At 69.5% G+C, this 15,541-nt stretch carries 12 protein-coding genes and 2 tRNA genes; 10 read left to right on the top strand and 4 right to left on the bottom strand.

The genetic code is table 11. The features are described from left to right. Positions 1–756, top strand: coding sequence for an AIM24 family protein (locus tag OG729_RS13505; RefSeq protein WP_360873498.1), 756 nt, complete (start codon positions 1–3; stop codon positions 754–756). Between the two features lie 91 nt (positions 757–847). Here the strand turns inward: OG729_RS13505 and OG729_RS13500 are convergent, their stop codons facing one another. After that, the gene (locus tag OG729_RS13500) at positions 848–1,378 is read right to left on the bottom strand and encodes an NUDIX hydrolase (RefSeq protein WP_405806218.1); all 531 of its coding nucleotides are present in this window, start codon (positions 1,376–1,378) and stop codon (positions 848–850) included. Continuing rightward, positions 1,375–2,817 carry a zinc-dependent metalloprotease gene (locus OG729_RS13495; protein WP_405806216.1) on the bottom strand — a complete coding sequence of 481 codons (1,443 nt, stop codon included), beginning with the start codon at positions 2,815–2,817 and terminating at the stop codon, positions 1,375–1,377. The genes OG729_RS13500 and OG729_RS13495 overlap by 4 nt, the downstream gene beginning before the upstream one ends. Before the next feature lie 219 nt (positions 2,818–3,036). On the opposite strand from OG729_RS13495, the gene OG729_RS13490 reads away from it, so the two are divergent. The 4 genes from OG729_RS13490 to OG729_RS13475 all read left to right on the top strand — a co-directional run bounded on the left by OG729_RS13490 (position 3,037) and on the right by OG729_RS13475 (position 6,258). Next, positions 3,037–4,164: an SDR family oxidoreductase gene (locus OG729_RS13490; RefSeq protein WP_360873490.1), complete on the top strand. Its 1,128-nt coding sequence runs from the start codon at positions 3,037–3,039 to the stop codon at positions 4,162–4,164. A gap of 115 nt (positions 4,165–4,279) precedes the next feature. Continuing rightward, positions 4,280–4,738 carry a molybdenum cofactor biosynthesis protein MoaE gene (locus tag OG729_RS13485; RefSeq protein ID WP_360873487.1) on the top strand — a complete coding sequence of 153 codons (459 nt, stop codon included), beginning with the start codon at positions 4,280–4,282 and terminating at the stop codon, positions 4,736–4,738. A 140-nt stretch (positions 4,739–4,878) separates the two neighbouring features. Beyond that, positions 4,879–5,049 (top strand): hypothetical protein, encoded by a 171-nt coding sequence (locus tag OG729_RS13480; protein WP_360873484.1) that lies wholly within the window; start codon positions 4,879–4,881, stop codon positions 5,047–5,049. A 120-nt stretch (positions 5,050–5,169) separates the two neighbouring features. Next, positions 5,170–6,258, top strand: a complete 1,089-nt coding sequence (locus OG729_RS13475) for a PDZ domain-containing protein (protein WP_405806213.1) — start codon at positions 5,170–5,172, stop codon at positions 6,256–6,258. A 726-nt stretch (positions 6,259–6,984) separates the two neighbouring features. On the opposite strand, the gene OG729_RS13470 is transcribed toward OG729_RS13475, so the two are convergent. Then, on the bottom strand, positions 6,985–7,542 hold the full coding sequence (locus OG729_RS13470) for a PPA1309 family protein (protein WP_360873478.1): 558 nt from the start codon (positions 7,540–7,542) through the stop codon (positions 6,985–6,987). Between the two features lie 136 nt (positions 7,543–7,678). Here OG729_RS13470 and OG729_RS13465 point away from each other — a divergent pair, with 136 nt between their 5' ends. The 4 genes from OG729_RS13465 (at position 7,679) to OG729_RS13450 (ending at position 13,253) form a co-directional block, all read left to right on the top strand. Further along, a complete protein-coding gene (locus OG729_RS13465; protein ID WP_360873693.1) occupies positions 7,679–10,588 on the top strand; it encodes a UPF0182 family protein in 2,910 nt (969 codons plus the stop codon). Between the two features lie 89 nt (positions 10,589–10,677). Next, positions 10,678–10,751: transfer RNA gene (locus OG729_RS13460), tRNA-Met, on the top strand. A 275-nt stretch (positions 10,752–11,026) separates the two neighbouring features. After that, positions 11,027–13,081 (top strand): sel1 repeat family protein, encoded by a 2,055-nt coding sequence (locus OG729_RS13455; RefSeq protein ID WP_405806211.1) that lies wholly within the window; start codon positions 11,027–11,029, stop codon positions 13,079–13,081. A gap of 98 nt (positions 13,082–13,179) precedes the next feature. Then, a tRNA-Met gene (locus OG729_RS13450) sits at positions 13,180–13,253 on the top strand. A 202-nt stretch (positions 13,254–13,455) separates the two neighbouring features. On the opposite strand, the gene OG729_RS13445 is transcribed toward OG729_RS13450, so the two are convergent. Continuing rightward, positions 13,456–13,872: a Fur family transcriptional regulator gene (locus OG729_RS13445; RefSeq protein WP_360873472.1), complete on the bottom strand. Its 417-nt coding sequence runs from the start codon at positions 13,870–13,872 to the stop codon at positions 13,456–13,458. Between the two features lie 128 nt (positions 13,873–14,000). On the opposite strand from OG729_RS13445, the gene OG729_RS13440 reads away from it, so the two are divergent. Continuing rightward, on the top strand, positions 14,001–15,470 hold the full coding sequence (locus tag OG729_RS13440) for a catalase (protein ID WP_405806209.1): 1,470 nt from the start codon (positions 14,001–14,003) through the stop codon (positions 15,468–15,470). Positions 15,471–15,541: the final 71 nt, after the last annotated feature.

The following is a 15,541-nucleotide window of genomic DNA, read 5'->3' as shown; positions in this document are numbered from 1 at the left end:
ATGCAGAGTCCGCTTTTCAGCTACACGGAACAGCAGTCGCAGGACCGGTACGTCGTGCAGAACCCGCAGCTCCTGCGGGTCTCGCTGACCGGCCACGACGACATCCTCGCCCGCAAGGGCGCCATGGTCGCGTACCAGGGTCTTGTCGACTTCGACGGCGAGTACCAGACGAACAACCAGCGGCGGGCCCGCGCCAACACCGGCGAGGGCCTGGACCTGATGCGCTGCTCGGGGCAGGGCACCGTCTACTTCGCCAACCTCGCGCAGTACATCCATGTAGTGGATGTCGACCAGGACGGCATGACGGTCGACAGCGCCTATGTGCTGGCGCTCGACTCCACGCTGCACACCGAGGTCATCGCGGTGGACAGCCAGTACGGAATCTCCGGATCCGGTAAGTACCAGCTCAATATCTCCGGCCGGGGCAAGGTCGCGCTGATGACCTCGGGCCAGCCGCTGATGATGCAGGTCACGCCCGACAAGTACGTCAATGTCGACGCCGACGCGATCGTCGCCTGGTCCTCCGCCCTGCGGGTGCAGATGCAGGCGCAGACGCACTCTTCGGGCGTACGGCGGCGGCGAGGCAACACCGGCGAGGGCTGGGAGCTGAGCTTCCTCGGCCAGGGCTTTGCGCTGGTGCAGCCGAGCGAGGTCATGCCGCCGCAGAGCGCGGAGATCGGGCAGGGCCTGCGCGCGCAGTACGGCATGGGCCAGCACGGTGCCCACGCCCAGAACCAGAACAACGCCTGGAACTAGCAGGGTGTACGAGTAACCAGGGTGTACGAGTAACACGGTGCACCAGTAAGGGGCGGCCTCCATTGAGGCCGCCCCTTACTTCATGTCGTGGCTACAGCGCCGAGAGCGCCGAGCGGGTGCGATCGAGGAGTCGTACGACCGACTCGTCGGCCACGCCCGCCACCTCGTCGTACGCGAACCAGCGCAGATCGAGCGACTCGTCGCTGATCTCCGCGACCGCCCCGGCCGGAGCAAGCGCCGCGTACTGCACATCGAGATGCCAGTTGCAGGGCGCCGGAATCGCATGCCGGTCAAGGCGCACCGGACCACCGGGCAGCAGGGTCAGCCCGCCGATCCCGGACTCCTCCGTCGCCTCCCGCAGCGCGGCATCCGCGAGGGTCGCGTCACCGGGCTCGCAGTGGCCGCCCATCTGCAGCCACATGCCCAGCTTCTTGTGCAGCGTCAGCAGCACCCGAGCGCGCACCGGGTCGATGACCAGGGCGCTCGCCGTGACATGCCCGGTCTCACAGGACTTCCACATACCGTCCGGGTGCGCCGTCAGATGGTCCAGATAAAGCTGCCGCAGCTCCTCCTGATCCTCGTAGCTCTTCAGTACGAGAACGGCGTTGTCGTGCAGGCTCACTTGTCGGTGTCGTCCTTCTCGTCCCTGTCGCTTTCGTCGGCCTTGTCGCCCTTGTCGAGCTTCGGTTTCCCGCCACCTGCCGCCTCACCGAGCATCTTGTCCAGCTCGGAGAAGTCGAGCTGCTCGCGGTGGACGAAGCCGTCCGGGTCGTCCAGATCCGTGGCCGTCGGCAGCATGTCCGGGTGCTCCCACAGGCCGTCCCGCCCGTCCACGCCCCGCGCATCCGTGAGGGAGGCCCACAGCCGGGATGCGTCCCGCAGCCGTCGCGGCCGCAGCTGGAGACCGATCAGCGTCGCGAAGGTCTGCTCGGCGGGCCCGCCCGAGGCACGCCGCCTGCGCAGCGTCTCGCGCAGACGGTCCGCCGAGGTCAGCCGGGTCGACGCGGCCTCGTGCACAACCGCGTCCACCCAGCCCTCGACCAGCGCGAGGGCGGTCTCCAGGCGGGCCAGCGCCGCCTTCTGCGCCGGGGTGTCCTCCGGCTGGAACATGCCCTGCTGGAGCGCCTCCTGCAGCTGCTCGGGGTGCGTGGGGTCGAGCTGGCCGACCACGTCCTCCAGCTTGCTGGTGTCGACCTTGATCCCGCGCGCGTAACTCTCCACCGCGCCGAACAGATGCGAGCGCAGCCACGGCACATGCGCGAAGAGCCGCTGGTGGGCGGCCTCGCGCAGGGCGAGATACAGCCGCACCTCCTCCTTCGGCACACCGAGGTCCTTACCGAAGGACTCGATGTTCAGCGGCAGCAGCGCGGCCTTGCCCGCAGGGCCGAGCGGCAGGCCGATGTCGGTCGAGCCGACCACCTCGCCCGCGAGCGCGCCCACGGCCTGTCCGATCTGCTGGCCGAACATCGCACCGCCCATGGAGCGCATCATGCCGATCAGCGGGCCCGCCATCGCCTGCATCTCCTCGGGCAGCACATCGCCCATGGCCAGGCCGACCCGCTCAGCGACCGGGTCTACGAGCTGCTGCCACGCGGGCAGGGTCGCCTCGACCCACTCGGCGCGGCTCCACGCCACGGCGGTGTTCGCGCCGGAGGGCAGTGAGGTCGCGCCGTCCAGCCACAGGTCGGCCAGGCGCACGGCCTCCTCGACCGCCGTCCGCTCGGCCGGGCCGACGCTCTCGTCCTTCGCGCCGTCCGGGGTGCCCTGGGAGACCGTCTGGCGCGCGATCTGCTTGGCCATGTCCCAGTTCACCGGGCCGCCCTCGAAGCTCAGCATCTGGCCGAGCTGCTGGAATGCCGCGCCCAGGTCGTTCGGGTTCAGGGAGCCGAACATCGCGGCGAACGGATTGTCCGCGCCCTGCCCGGAGCCGAAACCGAAGGGATTCGCCGGGGAGGGCCCGTCTGCGCCCTGGCCACCGCCGGCGGGATCCTTCTTCTTGCCCTCGTCGCCGTTCTCCGGCTCCTCCGGCGGAAGGCCGAATCCGAATGGGGTGTCACTCACGGGGTTCCTCGGCTCGTAGGGCCGCCGGCTTCCTGCCGGCGGCGAATGCCCGACAACACCACCAGCCTAAGCGGCTGCGGGTCTGCCGGAGTGGCCTCGACATCCGGGCCGCATATGGGCTCGATGCTCCGCCGACTCCTGGCCTGCGGCAGGATGGACGCCACCTGGTACGTACGCGTCATTCGCTCACGTACTGAAGACAACCGCTGGAGACGCCTGGTGAGTTCCCCAGATCCGCAGGTTCGCGCAGCGCGAAACCGCTCAACCCAGACCGCAGGCCGCGGGTCGGCAGGCCGTGGTCCCGTCGTCGCGGTCACCGGAGCCGCCACCGGCGTCGGCGACCTGCTCACCCGACGGCTGACCGCATCCGCGGAGATCAAGCGGGTCATCGCGATCGACGAGCGCCGGGGTGAGGTCTCCGAAGCGCAGTGGCACGTTCTCGACGTACGCGACCCGGCGATCGCCGAGAAGCTGCGCGGCGCCGACGTGGTGGTGCACCTGGCGCTCGACCTCGACCTGGAGACCGACTCCGCCGCCCGTACCGCCTACAACGTGCGCGGCACGCAGACCGTGCTGACCGCGGCCGCGGCCGCCGGTGTGCACAGGGTCGTCCTGTGCACCTCCGCGATGGTCTACGGGGCCCTGCCCGACAACGACATCCCGCTTTCCGAGGACGCGGAGCTGCGCGCCACCGCCGAGGCCACGGGCGTCGGCGACCTGCTGGAGATCGAGCGCCTGGGCCGACGTGGGCCGCGTGCGCACCCGGGGCTCAACGTCACGGTGGTAAGACCCGCCGTCCTGGTGGGCGGTACTGACACCGCACTGACCCGCTACTTCGAGTCGCCGCGTCTGCTGGTGGTCGCCGGATCCCGTCCGACCTGGCAGTTCTGCCATGTCGAGGACCTGGTGAGCGCGCTGGAGTACGCCGCCCTGGAGAAGGTCGAGGGCGAGCTGGCGGTTGGCTGTGACGGCTGGCTGGAGCAGGAGGAGGTCGAGGAGCTCAGTGGCATCCGGCGGATGGAGCTGCCCTCGGCGGTCGCCCTCGGCGCGGCGGCCAGGCTCCACCGGATCGGTCTCACCCCGTCCCCGGCAGGGGACCTCGCCTACACGATGCACCCCTGGGTGGTCAGCGTGAGCCGGCTCCACGACGCGGGCTGGCGTCCGCAGTGGACCAACGAGGAGGTCCTGGCCGCGCTGCTGGAGGAGGTGGAGGGGCGCCACACCGTCGCGGGCCGCCGTCTCGGCCGCAAGGACGCGACGGCGGCGGGCGCCGCGGGTGCGACGGTGGCGCTGCTCGGTACGGCCGCGCTGGTGCGGCGTGCGCGCAAGGCGCGGCGCCGTCTGTAGGCGGTCGTCCGGGAGCCGACCGGGAGCCGACTGTAGGAGGCTCCAACGCGCTGCCCCGGCGGCCGGTCGAATCCGCTATTCCGCGATGTCAGTGGCGTACGGCACGATGGATGGCATGGCAAGCAGGTACGACCACCCCGGCGAGCAGGCGGCGAAGGACCCCATCCGGCTGCTCGCGATCCGTAAGACCCCGCTCTCCGTCGACGAGGTCTTCACGGCTGTCGGCGACGACGCGACAGGAGGCACCGCGCTCTTCGTCGGCACCGTGCGCAATCACGACGGCGGGGCGGATGTCGACACGCTCGGGTACTCCTGCCATCCCTCGGCCGAGGCCGAGATGCGCCGCATTGCCGAGAAGATCACGGCGGAGTTCCCCGTGCGGGCGCTTGCCGCCGTCCACCGTGTGGGTGACTTGGAGGTCGGCGATCTGGCGGTTGTCGTCGCCGTGTCCTGCCCGCACCGCGGGGAGGCCTTCGAAGCGTGCCGGAAGCTGATCGACGACCTCAAGCACGAGGTGCCGATCTGGAAGCATCAGAAGTTCTCCGACGGGACGGAAGAGTGGGTCGGCGCATAGGGCCGTCGCTGGCGCTGAAACCCGGACGGCTGCCAACCGCCCCGGTTTGCGTAACCGCACCCCTGCCATGAGCGTTGAACTTGCAGACACTAATCTGTTGATCACTCAGTTCCGCATGCTCATGGTGTAAGGAGGCCGGGATGGCGGCACTCGCTTGGCTCCTCATTCCGCTTTTCGCTGCCGTCGGTGCCGCGATATGGGGCAGTTGGGCCTCACGGAACCGGACGACCGGGGATGTGGCCGAGCTTGCCGGCTATGCGCGGTTCCGCGATGCGATGGAGAAGGCGGGCTCCGGTACCGACGCCGTATGACCCGGGTGTGACCCGGCTGATCCGAGTGTGCTCCGGCCGGGGACCGTACGCAGCTGCCAAGTCGCCCGTACGAACCGGCCCCGACGGTCCTCTGACAGACCCGTCCCGTACTGTCGTTCCATGCCACGCCGCACCGCGACGATGCTCGCCTCCACGCTGATCTTTATTGCGCTGCTCTGCGCAGGGGTGTTCATCACAGTGCCGTATTCGGAGATGTCGCCCGGACCTACGGTCAACACCCTCGGCGCGGCCGGTGGTGAACCGGTCCTGCAGATCTCCGGCCGCAAGACCTACCCGACGACCGGTCACCTCAATATGACGACGGTCAGGGTCACGGGCGCGGACTACAAAATGAACCTCGTCGAGGCGGTCTACGGCTGGCTGGCCCACGACAACGTGGTGGTGCCGCACGACACGCTCTACCCGGGCGGCAAGACGGAAGAGCAGTCGACGCAGGAGAACGCGGAAGAGTTCACCCAGTCGCAGGAGAGCGCGAAGGTCGCGGCGCTGCAGCAGCTGAAGATCCCGGTGAAGACGCGGGTGGTCGTCTCCACGGTCCTCAAGGACACGCCCGCCGAGAACCGGCTGCACGCGGGCGATGTGATCCGGGCGGTGGACGGCACGGCGGTGAAGGAGCCCGCGGATGTCGCGAAGCTGGTCGTGAAGCACAAGCCCGGGCAGAACGTCGTCTTCACGATCGTCCCTGCGAAGGATGCGGCCGCCGCGGAGAAGGCGGGCAAGGAGCCTTCGGGCACCGAGAAGGTCACGATCACCACGGTGAAGGCGGACAAGGACAACCGGGCGATCGTCGGCATCCAGGCCGGGACGGACCACACCTTCCCGTTCGGCATCGACATCAACCTGGCGGATGTCGGGGGTCCGAGTGCCGGCCTGATGTTCGCCCTCGGGATCGTCGACAAGTTGATGCCGGGGAACCTCACGGGCGGGAAGTTCGTGGCGGGCACGGGCACGATCGACGACAAGGGGAAGGTCGGTCCGATCGGGGGGATCGAGATGAAGCTGGTGGGGGCGCGGAATGCGGGGGCGAAGTACTTCCTGACGCCGAGTGAGAACTGCGCGGCGGCGGCGTCGGACATTCCGAAGGGGCTGACGCTGGTGAAGGTGAACACGATCGACGATGCGGCGAAGTCGCTGGAGAAGATCAGGTCGGGGGATACGGCGGGGTTGTTGGGCTGCGGTACGGGCTGACGGCGGGGGTTTCCCCTGACCCGCCCCTTCCCGAACTGGGGGAGGCCCCCCAGACCCCCTGCGAGCGCGTTCGGCTGCCCGCCCCCTGCGAGGCGGAGGTCGCTGCTCGGGGCCCGGCCGGCGCTTCGCGCCGTACCCGCTCGGCGTTTCACGCAGCACCTGGCCGGCGTCGCTTCGGGCTGCCGTGGGCGGGTGCGGGCTTTTCCGTCCGCCCGCCCTGTTTTCTGGGGCACGGGGTGCCCCAGGCCCCCGTGGCGCGGAGCTGCGCTCGCGCGGGGCCCCGCTCCGCGAGGCTGCGCCCCCCCCCGCGCTGTGGGTTCGGCACCCGAGCCTCCGCCCTCGCGGGTTCGTGATGCTGCGGGCCGTGCCCTTTGCGGTTGAGGCTGCCGTCATTTCATCCCGTAGGCGCTTCGGGGTTCTGTCGGGTGTAACGCCCGTTCGTCCCACTCGGCGCTTCGCGCCTTCACGGCCCGCGTTGCCCCTCGCGGTCGAAGCTGCCGCCCCTCGTCCAATGGCCCGCCAGACGAACGCGCACGCACCGTGGGCGTGCCTGCCCCGGGCCAGGCAGCGCGCTTCGTGCTGGAGCCGGGCGTGGCTCGGGCCACCTCTGGGCGCCGCGGCCCGCGCTCGCCCGCACTGCTCGCAGCTGCGGCCGGGCCACCCCACAGCGCACCGCTGTACCCGGTCCCTTGCGACCGGGTACAGCGGTGCCGTACGACGTCGCGGCTACCCCTCGAACGTTGCCGAGAGTGCCTCTGCCAGGCCCGGGACCAGGGAGCCGCCCGTGAGGACCTCCGTCGGGGAGTCCTTTTCGCGCAGGCGCAGGGCCGATTCACGGGTGCCGTCGCGGAGGACCGCGACCGTCATGCGGACCTCCTGGCGGTCCGGGTGGGACGCGACCCACTTGGTGAGGGCCTTGCCGGAGAGGCCGGCGGGGACCGAGGCCTCTGCCGAGGGCGGGAGCATCTGGCGCTCCACCGTCAGGGCGCAGCCCGAGACCGCGTCCGGCCAGGCGATCGTCGCCAGGAACTCGTCCAGCGGGGTGCCGGACGGGATCTCGTCCTGCTCGATCGGGGTCAGCGGCGCGCCCGCCTCGTCGCCGTCGAGGCCGAGCTGGGCCGCGAGACCCGGCTCCTGGGTGCGTAGTTGTGCGGTGTCGACGAGCGCGAAGAGCCTGGCCGGCTGGTCCCAGCCGAGCCCGGACGCGTACTCGTCGATTTCGAGCACCGCGCGGGTCAGTGGGCTCGCGGCCATGGGAGGGCCGGAAGAAGAAACGTTGGACATGCTCAATATCCTGCCTCCTTCCGACCCCAAGACGGGAACTAGGTAAAGCCTCAGTAAGTTGCAGTAGTGGGCTCTACGATCGCGGGGCCCGTTTCACACGACCGCGAACTTCGAGGTGCGCACGTTGGCTTTCCAGATGCCGGACCGCGGCGGAGGCCCGACCGGGCCACGGATCAGAGTGGGCCGGCCGTCCCGGCGTGTCCGCACCCTGCTCATGACACTGGGCGTGCTGGCCGTGCTGGCCATGGCGTTCGTCATGTTCGCGGGGTTCTGGACCGACTGGCTCTGGTACCGATCCGTCCACTACTCCTCCGTCTTCACCACCACGCTGTGGACGAAGATCGGCCTGTTCGCCGTCTTCGGGCTGCTGATGGCCACTGCTGTCGGCGTGAACATCTGGCTGGCGCACCGGCTGCGCCCGCCGCTCAGCGCCATGTCGCTGGAGCAGCAGAGCCTTGACCGGTACCGGATGGGCATCGCCCCGTACAAGAAGTGGGTGCTCCTCGCGATCACCGCTCTGGTCGGGCTGATCGCCGGCGCCTCCGCCACCAGCCAGTGGCGGACCTGGCTGATGTGGGTCAACGGCGTGTCCTTCGGTCAGAAGGACCCGCAGTTCCAGATGGACGTGTCGTTCTATGCCTTCGACCTGCCCTGGTACCGCTTCCTGCTCGGCTTCGGCTTCGCTGCCGCAGTGCTTTCCCTGATCGTCGCCGCCCTCACGCACTATCTGTACGGCGGGCTGCGGATCACCAGCCCCGGCCCGCGCGCGACCGGCGCGGCCACCGGCCACCTGTCGGTGCTGCTCGGCTTCTTCGTCTCGCTCAAGGCCGTGGCGTACTGGCTCGACCGGTACGGCCTCGCGGTGAAGTCCAGCGACTTCAAGGCCACCGGCAACTGGACGGGCCTGAGGTACGTCGACGCCAACGCGTACCTCCCGGCGAAGACGATCCTCTTCTGCATTGCCGTCATCTGCGCGGTGCTGTTCTTCGCGACGCTCTGGCGCCGCACCTGGCAGCTGCCCGTGATCGGCTTCGGGCTGATGGTCCTGTCGGCGATTCTCATCGGCGGTCTCTACCCGGCGATCGTGCAGAAGTTCCAGGTCCAGCCGAACGAGCAGGCCAAGGAAAGCCCGTACATCAAGAAGAACATCGAGGCCACGCGTCATGCGTACGGCATCGACAAGGCCACCCCGGAGGACTACTCCGGCAAGGGCGACACCAAGCGCAAGGCCCAGCAGCGCGCGGCGGCTCCCTCGGCGGCCAGCTATCGACTTGTCGACTCGAATGTCGTCTCGCCCGCTTTCCAGCAGCTCCAGCAGGAGCGTAAGTACTACCAGTTCCCCGCGACTCTCGACGTGGACCGGTACACCGGTCTCGACAACAAGCCGCAGGACACGGTCATCGGTCTGCGCGAGCTCAACATCAAGGGCATCCAGAAGCGCAACTGGATCAATGACCACTTCACCTACACCCATGGCTATGGTGCGATCGCGGCCAAGGGTACGAGCGCCATCACCGACCCGGACAAGGGCACTGTCGGCTCGCCCGACTTCACCGAGTCCGGGATGCCGACCAGCGGCGCGCTCCCCAAGTACGAGCAGCGGATCTACTACGGCGAGAAGACCGAGCAGTACTCGATCGTCGGCGGCCCGCAGAAGGAGCTCGACTACGAGGCGAGCGTCGGGCCCACCAAGTACACGAGCTACCAGGGCAAGAGCGGCGTCAACCTCTCCAACCCGCTGAACCGCGCGGCCTACGCCGTCGCCTTCAGCGAGCCGCAGATTCTCTACTCGGGAGCCGTCGGCGAAGGCTCGAGGATTCTGTACAACCGCACGCCCAAGGAGCGCGTCGAGGCGGTCGCCCCGTGGCTGACCATCGACGGCGACGCCTACCCGGCGGTCGTCAACCACCGGATCCAGTGGATCGTCGACGCGTACACCACGACCAACGGCTACCCCTACGCTTCGCGCACGACGCTGGGGGACACCACGGCCGACTCGCTGACCACCAATCAGCGCACGGTCGTTGCCCAGCAGAACCAGGTCAACTACATCCGCAACTCGGTGAAGGCCACCGTCGACGCGTACGACGGCACGGTCAACCTGTACCAGTGGGACACCGAGGACCCGGTGCTCAAGACCTGGATGAAGGCGTTCCCCGGCACGGTGAAGCCCAAGGGCGACATCTCGCCGGCGCTGAAGGCCCATCTGCGGTACCCGCAGGACATGTTCAAGGTGCAGCGCGAGCTGCTCACCCGGTACCACGTCACCGAGCCGGAGCAGTTCTACAGCGGCTCCGACGCCTGGCAGGTGCCGGACGACCCGACGAACAAGGACACCAGCGCGGTTCCGCCGTACTACCTGAGCCTGAAGATGCCCGGGGACAAGGCGCAGAAGTTCTCGCTGACGACGACGTTCACGCCGGCCGGACGCCCCAACCTGGGCGCGTTCATGGCGGTCGACGCCGATGCCAACAGCGACAAGTACGGCACGATAAGGCTGTTGAGAACCACCGAGACCGTGCAGGGTCCGCAACAGGTGCAGAGTGAGCTCAACGGCAATGACGACGTCGCCGAGTTCGTCAGAAACCTCAGAGGCACCGACTCGGACATCGAGTACGGAAACCTGCTCACCGTGCCGCTCGACGGCGGGTTCCTCTATATCGAGCCGGTGTACGCACGCGGTGGCAGCGCGAACTACCCGCTGCTGAAGAAGGTCGCCGTCGCTTACGGCGGAGGCAAGCCTGTCTTCAAGGACGACCTGACGCAGGCGCTCGACGCGGTCTTCGCGCAGGACGGCGCCGTGCAGCCACCGACGACGACACCGCCACCGGGCACCACCAGGCCGCCCGCGACCGGTGATGCCGCGCTCAAGGCCGCCGTCGCGGACGTCCTGAAGGCGCACCAGGACGCCGAGGCGGCGCTGGCGAAGGAGCCGAAGGACTGGGAGGCGTACGGCAAGGCCCAGAAGGACCTGGACGCGGCGCTGGCGCGGCTCGCCGCGGCGCAGTCCACACCGCCGAGCGGCACGGCCAAGCCCGGCGGCTGAGGGGCAGGGACTCGAGGATCACTGAAGGGCCACTGAGAAGGGACTGGGCAGGCACCGTCCCGCGTCGTGATACGGTTGCAACACAACGACGCGGGGTGGAGCAGCTCGGTAGCTCGCTGGGCTCATAACCCAGAGGTCGCAGGTTCAAATCCTGTCCCCGCTACTGAAGATGAAGAGGGCCCGGATCCTTTGAGGATTCGGGCCCTCTTCGTGCGTATGTGCTGCCGGTGGGAACTGCGTGCCGCGTGCGGCAAGTTGGCGTTGAGCGTGTTTGACTTATCAATCTGTGGGCATGTCGACAAAACGCTGAAGTGACCTCACTGGCTGCGGTATACCAGGTGTACGCGGGTTGCAGGTGGTGCGACGATGGAATTTATGGGGGACAGGGCAACTCTGTTGGAGACAGGGCGGTTTGTGCAGCGGCATGCCGGAAGCGTGATGGACGCGGCCAGTGCCGCTGCTGAGGACGCCCTTGACAACGTTGACAGCGCCGGCCGCGGGGCCGGCGCCGACCAGGCGGAGACCTCGGTGGAGACCGCCGGGGCCGAGGCGCGCCACCGGCGCGCGGCCGACGGCGGCGACACCGCGTCGATGAGCGTGCTCGGCGCGCTGCTGCTGCGCCGCGGCGACCTCGACGGCGCCGAGCCCTATCTGCGTGCCGCGACGGCAGACGGCGACCGCGCCGCCGCCAACAATCTGGGTGTCCTGCTCCACCAGCGGGGGTACGCCGACGAGGCCGCGGGATGGTGGCGCATCGCCGCCGTCGCCGGTTCCGCGGCCGCGGCGCATGCGCTGGGGCGGCACTTCCGTGAGCGCGGCGACGAGCCCGCCGCGGAGTACTGGCTGCGCCAGTCCGCCGAGCAGGGGCATGCGCTGGGTGCCTACGCCCTCGCCGATCTGCTGGAGCACCGCAGCGATGTGGGCGCCGAGCGCTGGCTGCGCGCGGCTGCGGAACAGGGTCACCGTGAGGGGGCTTACCGGCTCGCCCGCGCACTGGAGCGCCGGGCGGCGGAGGAGGCCCGCACGGGCGGGGGCGTGGGCCTGGTGATGGGCCACGCGGAGCCGGCGGTGCGGGACGGTGCGGTGGCCGCGGCCACCGCGTCGGGTACCGGAGCGGGCGGGGTCGCCCCGGGCGGCGCTGCTTCGGCCGGCGCTGCTTCGGCCGGCGGTCCCCGCCGTGCTGTCTCCGCTGCTCTCGGTGACATCGCTCGCGCTGCCGGTGCCCCTGCCGGGGGCGCGGCTGCGCCCGCCGCGGGTGCTGATGCCGAGGGCGGTGGGCTGTCCGTACTCGACGAGGCCGCGCAGTGGTACCGGCAGGCCGCCGCCCGTGGGCATCGGCGGGCAGCGCTGCACCTCGGCGCGATCCTCGAGAAGCGCGGCGAGCTGAAGGAGGCCGGTCGCTGGTACCTCATGTCCGCGAAGGACGGCGAGGCCCGGGCCGCGTGCGCGCTCGGTTTCCTGCTGCGGGACACGGGCGACGAGGAGAGCGCCGCGGTCTGGTGGCTGCGTGCTGCCCAGGACGGCGACGGCAACGCCGCCAACGCGCTGGGCGCGCTGCACGCCGCCCGCGGCCAGCAGCAGACGGCCGAGCGCTGGTACCGGGCCGCGATGGACGCGGGCGATGTGAACGGCGCGTACAACCTGGGGCTGCTCTGCGCCGCGCAGGACCGTACGCCGCAGGCCGAGCAGTGGTACCGACGTGCTGCGTACGCCGGGCACCGCGAGGCCGCCAACGCGCTCGCCGTGCTGCTTCTGCAGGCCGGCGACGCGACCGGCGCCGAGCCCTGGTTCTCCAAGGCCGCCGAGGCCGGAAGCGTCGACGCCGCCTTCAACCTGGGCATCCTCTACGTCGGCAGGGACGACGACCGTACGGCTCTGAGCTGGTACGAGCGGGCGGCGGCCGCCGGTCACACCGAGGCCGCGCTCCAGGTCGGCATCGCGCTGCTCCGGGACGGCGACGAGCAGGCCGCGGAGCGCCATCTGCGCTGTGCGGCGGGCGGCGGCAGCGCGGAGGCCGCCTTCCGGCTCGGCACCGTGCTCGACTCCCGCCAGCCGCCGCCGGGGCCGCCGGCGCTCGGCGAGCCGATGGCGGAGAAGAGCGAGTGCGAGGAGTGGTACGAGCGCGCGGCCGAGCAGGGGCACCGCCGTGCGCAGGTACGGGTCGGGATGCTCGCCGCCGCCCGCGGCGACATGACCGACGCCGCCCGCTGGTACCGGGAGGCCGCCGAGGCGGGCAGCCGCAACGGCGCGTTCAACCTCGGGCTGCTCCTGGCCCGCGAGGGGAACGAGCGCGAGGCCGCCCTGTGGTGGAGCCGTGCCGCCCGCGCGGGGCACGGCCGGGCCGCGCTGCGCCTTGCGCTGCTCGCGGCGCGCAGGGGCGAGCTGACCGAGGGGCAGCGGTGGTGCGCGCGGGCCGTTGAGCTGGGTCCTGCGGAGGTGGCGGAGCGCGCGGCACGGCTGCGGGAGGCGCTGCACCAGGAGCTCACGGCGTAGCTCCGGGTCGGCCCGAGGCCCGGCTCAGGGCCTGGTCAGGGCGTAGCGGATATGGATTTGCGCTGGTCGGCGGGGTGACGTAGTGTTGTGTTCACCGACGCGGGGTGGAGCAGCTCGGTAGCTCGCTGGGCTCATAACCCAGAGGTCGCAGGTTCAAATCCTGTCCCCGCTACTCAGAGTCGAAGGCCCGGATCCATCAGGATCCGGGCCTTCGTCGTATGCGCTGAGCGATCGTGTGCGCCTGCGCTGCGATCGTGTGCGCCGCGCGCGCAGTGGCGGTAACGCGAAGGGCCCGGCATCCAGAAGATGCCGGGCCCTTCGAGGCTCAATGCGTGCTCAGTGCGTGCTCGTGAGTGCGTCCGAGGCTCGGTGCGTCACGCCGACGCGCAGTTCGGGCAGGTGCCCCGGTACGTCACCTCGACGTCCGAGATCGTGAAGCCGAAGCGTTCCGAGTCCGGGAGGTCCGCCAGCGGGTTGCCCGCCGGATGCACGTCGCGGATCGCGCCGCACTGGGCGCAGACGAGGTGCTGATGCGGCTGGTGCGCGTTCGGGTCGTACCGCTTGGCGCGGCGGTCCGTCGAGACTTCCAGGACTTCGCCGAGGGAGACGAGCTCGCCGAGGGTGTTGTAGACCGTCGCCCGGGAGATCTCCGGCAGCCTCGTCACCGCCCGTGCGTGTACCTCGTCGGCCGTCAGGTGGACATGTTCGCCGTCGAGGACCTCGGCCACGACACGCCGCTGTGCGGTCATACGCCAGCCGCGTCCGCGAAGTCGTTCCAACAGGTCACTCATAAAGACAAGCCTAACAGTGGTGGAACCCAGGTCCCGAACGGATGTGACTTTGGACGTTCACTTGACTTAGACAATATCCATTGTAGGATCGGGACCGGTAAAACGCCAAAGGACAGGACGTTGCTGGAATGACGCAGGAGGCGCACGTGACGCAGGGACCGCTCACCACGGAGGCCGGGGCTCCGGTCGCCGACAACCAGAACAGCGAGACCGCTGGCGTCGGCGGGCCGGTTCTCGTCCAGGACCAGCTGCTGCTGGAGAAGCTCGCGCACTTCAACCGTGAGCGCATCCCGGAGCGCATCGTGCACGCGCGCGGCGCCGGTGCCTACGGCACCTTCACGCTGACCCGCGACGTGTCCCAGTGGACCCGCGCGAAGTTCCTCTCCGAGGTGGGCAAGCAGACGGAGACGTTCCTCCGCTTCTCCACCGTGGCGGGCAACCTCGGCTCCGCCGACGCCGTCCGTGACCCCCGCGGCTTCGCGCTGAAGTTCTATACCGAGGAGGGCAACTACGACCTCGTCGGCAACAACACCCCGGTGTTCTTCATCAAGGACGCCATCAAGTTCCCCGACTTCATCCACACCCAGAAGCGCGACCCGTACACGGGCAGCCAGGAGGCTGACAACGTATGGGACTTCTGGGGGCTGAGCCCCGAGAGCACCCACCAGGTGACCTGGCTCTTCGGCGACCGCGGCATCCCGGCCACGCTGCGTCACATGAACGGCTACGGTTCGCACACGTACCAGTGGAACAACGAGGCCGGCGAGGTCTTCTGGGTCAAGTACCACTTCAAGACCGACCAGGGCATCAAGAACCTCACCCAGGACGAGGCCAACAAGCTCGCCGGTGAGGACCCGGACTCGCACCAGCGCGATCTGCGCGAGGCCATCGAGCGCGGTGACTTCCCGTCCTGGACCGTGCAGGTGCAGCTCATGCCGGCGGCCGAGGCGGCGACCTACCGCTTCAACCCGTTCGACCTCACCAAGGTGTGGCCGCACGAGGACTACCCGCCGATCGAGATCGGCAAGCTGGAGCTCAACCGCAACCCGGAGAACATCTTCGCCGAGGTCGAGCAGTCGATCTTCAGCCCCGCGCACTTCGTGCCGGGCATCGGTCCGTCCCCGGACAAGATGCTCCAGGGCCGTCTCTTCGCGTACGGCGACGCGCACCGCTACCGCGTCGGCATCAACGCCGACCACTTGCCGGTGAACCGCCCGCACGCCACCGAGGCGCGTACGAACAGCCGTGACGGCTATCTGTACGACGGCCGCCACAAGGGCACCAAGAACTACGAGCCGAACAGCTTCGGCGGCCCCTTCCAGACGGACAAGCCGCTGTGGGTGTCGACCGCCGTCTCCGGCGCGACCGGCAACCACGAGGCCCCCTCGCACGCAGAGGACAACGACTTCGTGCAGGCGGGCAACCTCTACCGGCTGATGTCCGAGGACGAGAAGGGCCGGGTCGTCGAGAACCTCGCCGGGTTCATCTCCAAGGTGTCGCGTGACGACATCGCCGAGCGCGCGGTCAACAACTTCCGTCAGGCCGACGGAGACTTCGGTAAGCGGCTGGAGGCCGCGGTCCAGGCCCTGCGTGGCTGACGGACGCCTGCCGTAGTACGGAGGGCCGGATCCCTGTCCAGAGGGGTCCGGCCCTTTCGTAAGCGCGCCAA

Source organism: Streptomyces sp. NBC_00210 (assembly GCF_045160975.1).
Classification (GTDB): Bacteria; Actinomycetota; Actinomycetes; order Streptomycetales; family Streptomycetaceae; genus Streptomyces.
This window is presented reverse-complemented; position numbering and strand designations above follow the sequence as displayed.

Bases quoted from the DNA above. Each gene is read 5' to 3' on its own strand.
- OG729_RS13505 (WP_360873498.1), top strand. From the start codon at position 1: ATGCAGAGTCCGCTTTTCAGCTACACGGAACAGCAGTCGCAGGACCGG.
- OG729_RS13485 (WP_360873487.1), top strand. From the start codon at position 4,280: ATGGCAAGCAGGTACGACCACCCCGGCGAGCAGGCGGCGAAGGACCCC.
- OG729_RS13480 (WP_360873484.1), top strand. From the start codon at position 4,879: ATGGCGGCACTCGCTTGGCTCCTCATTCCGCTTTTCGCTGCCGTCGGT.
- OG729_RS13475 (WP_405806213.1), top strand. From the start codon at position 5,170: ATGCCACGCCGCACCGCGACGATGCTCGCCTCCACGCTGATCTTTATT.
- OG729_RS13470 (WP_360873478.1), bottom strand. From the start codon at position 7,542: ATGTCCAACGTTTCTTCTTCCGGCCCTCCCATGGCCGCGAGCCCACTG.
- OG729_RS13465 (WP_360873693.1), top strand. From the start codon at position 7,679: ATGCCGGACCGCGGCGGAGGCCCGACCGGGCCACGGATCAGAGTGGGC.
- OG729_RS13455 (WP_405806211.1), top strand. From the start codon at position 11,027: ATGGACGCGGCCAGTGCCGCTGCTGAGGACGCCCTTGACAACGTTGAC.
- OG729_RS13445 (WP_360873472.1), bottom strand. From the start codon at position 13,872: ATGAGTGACCTGTTGGAACGACTTCGCGGACGCGGCTGGCGTATGACC.
- OG729_RS13440 (WP_405806209.1), top strand. From the start codon at position 14,001: ATGACGCAGGAGGCGCACGTGACGCAGGGACCGCTCACCACGGAGGCC.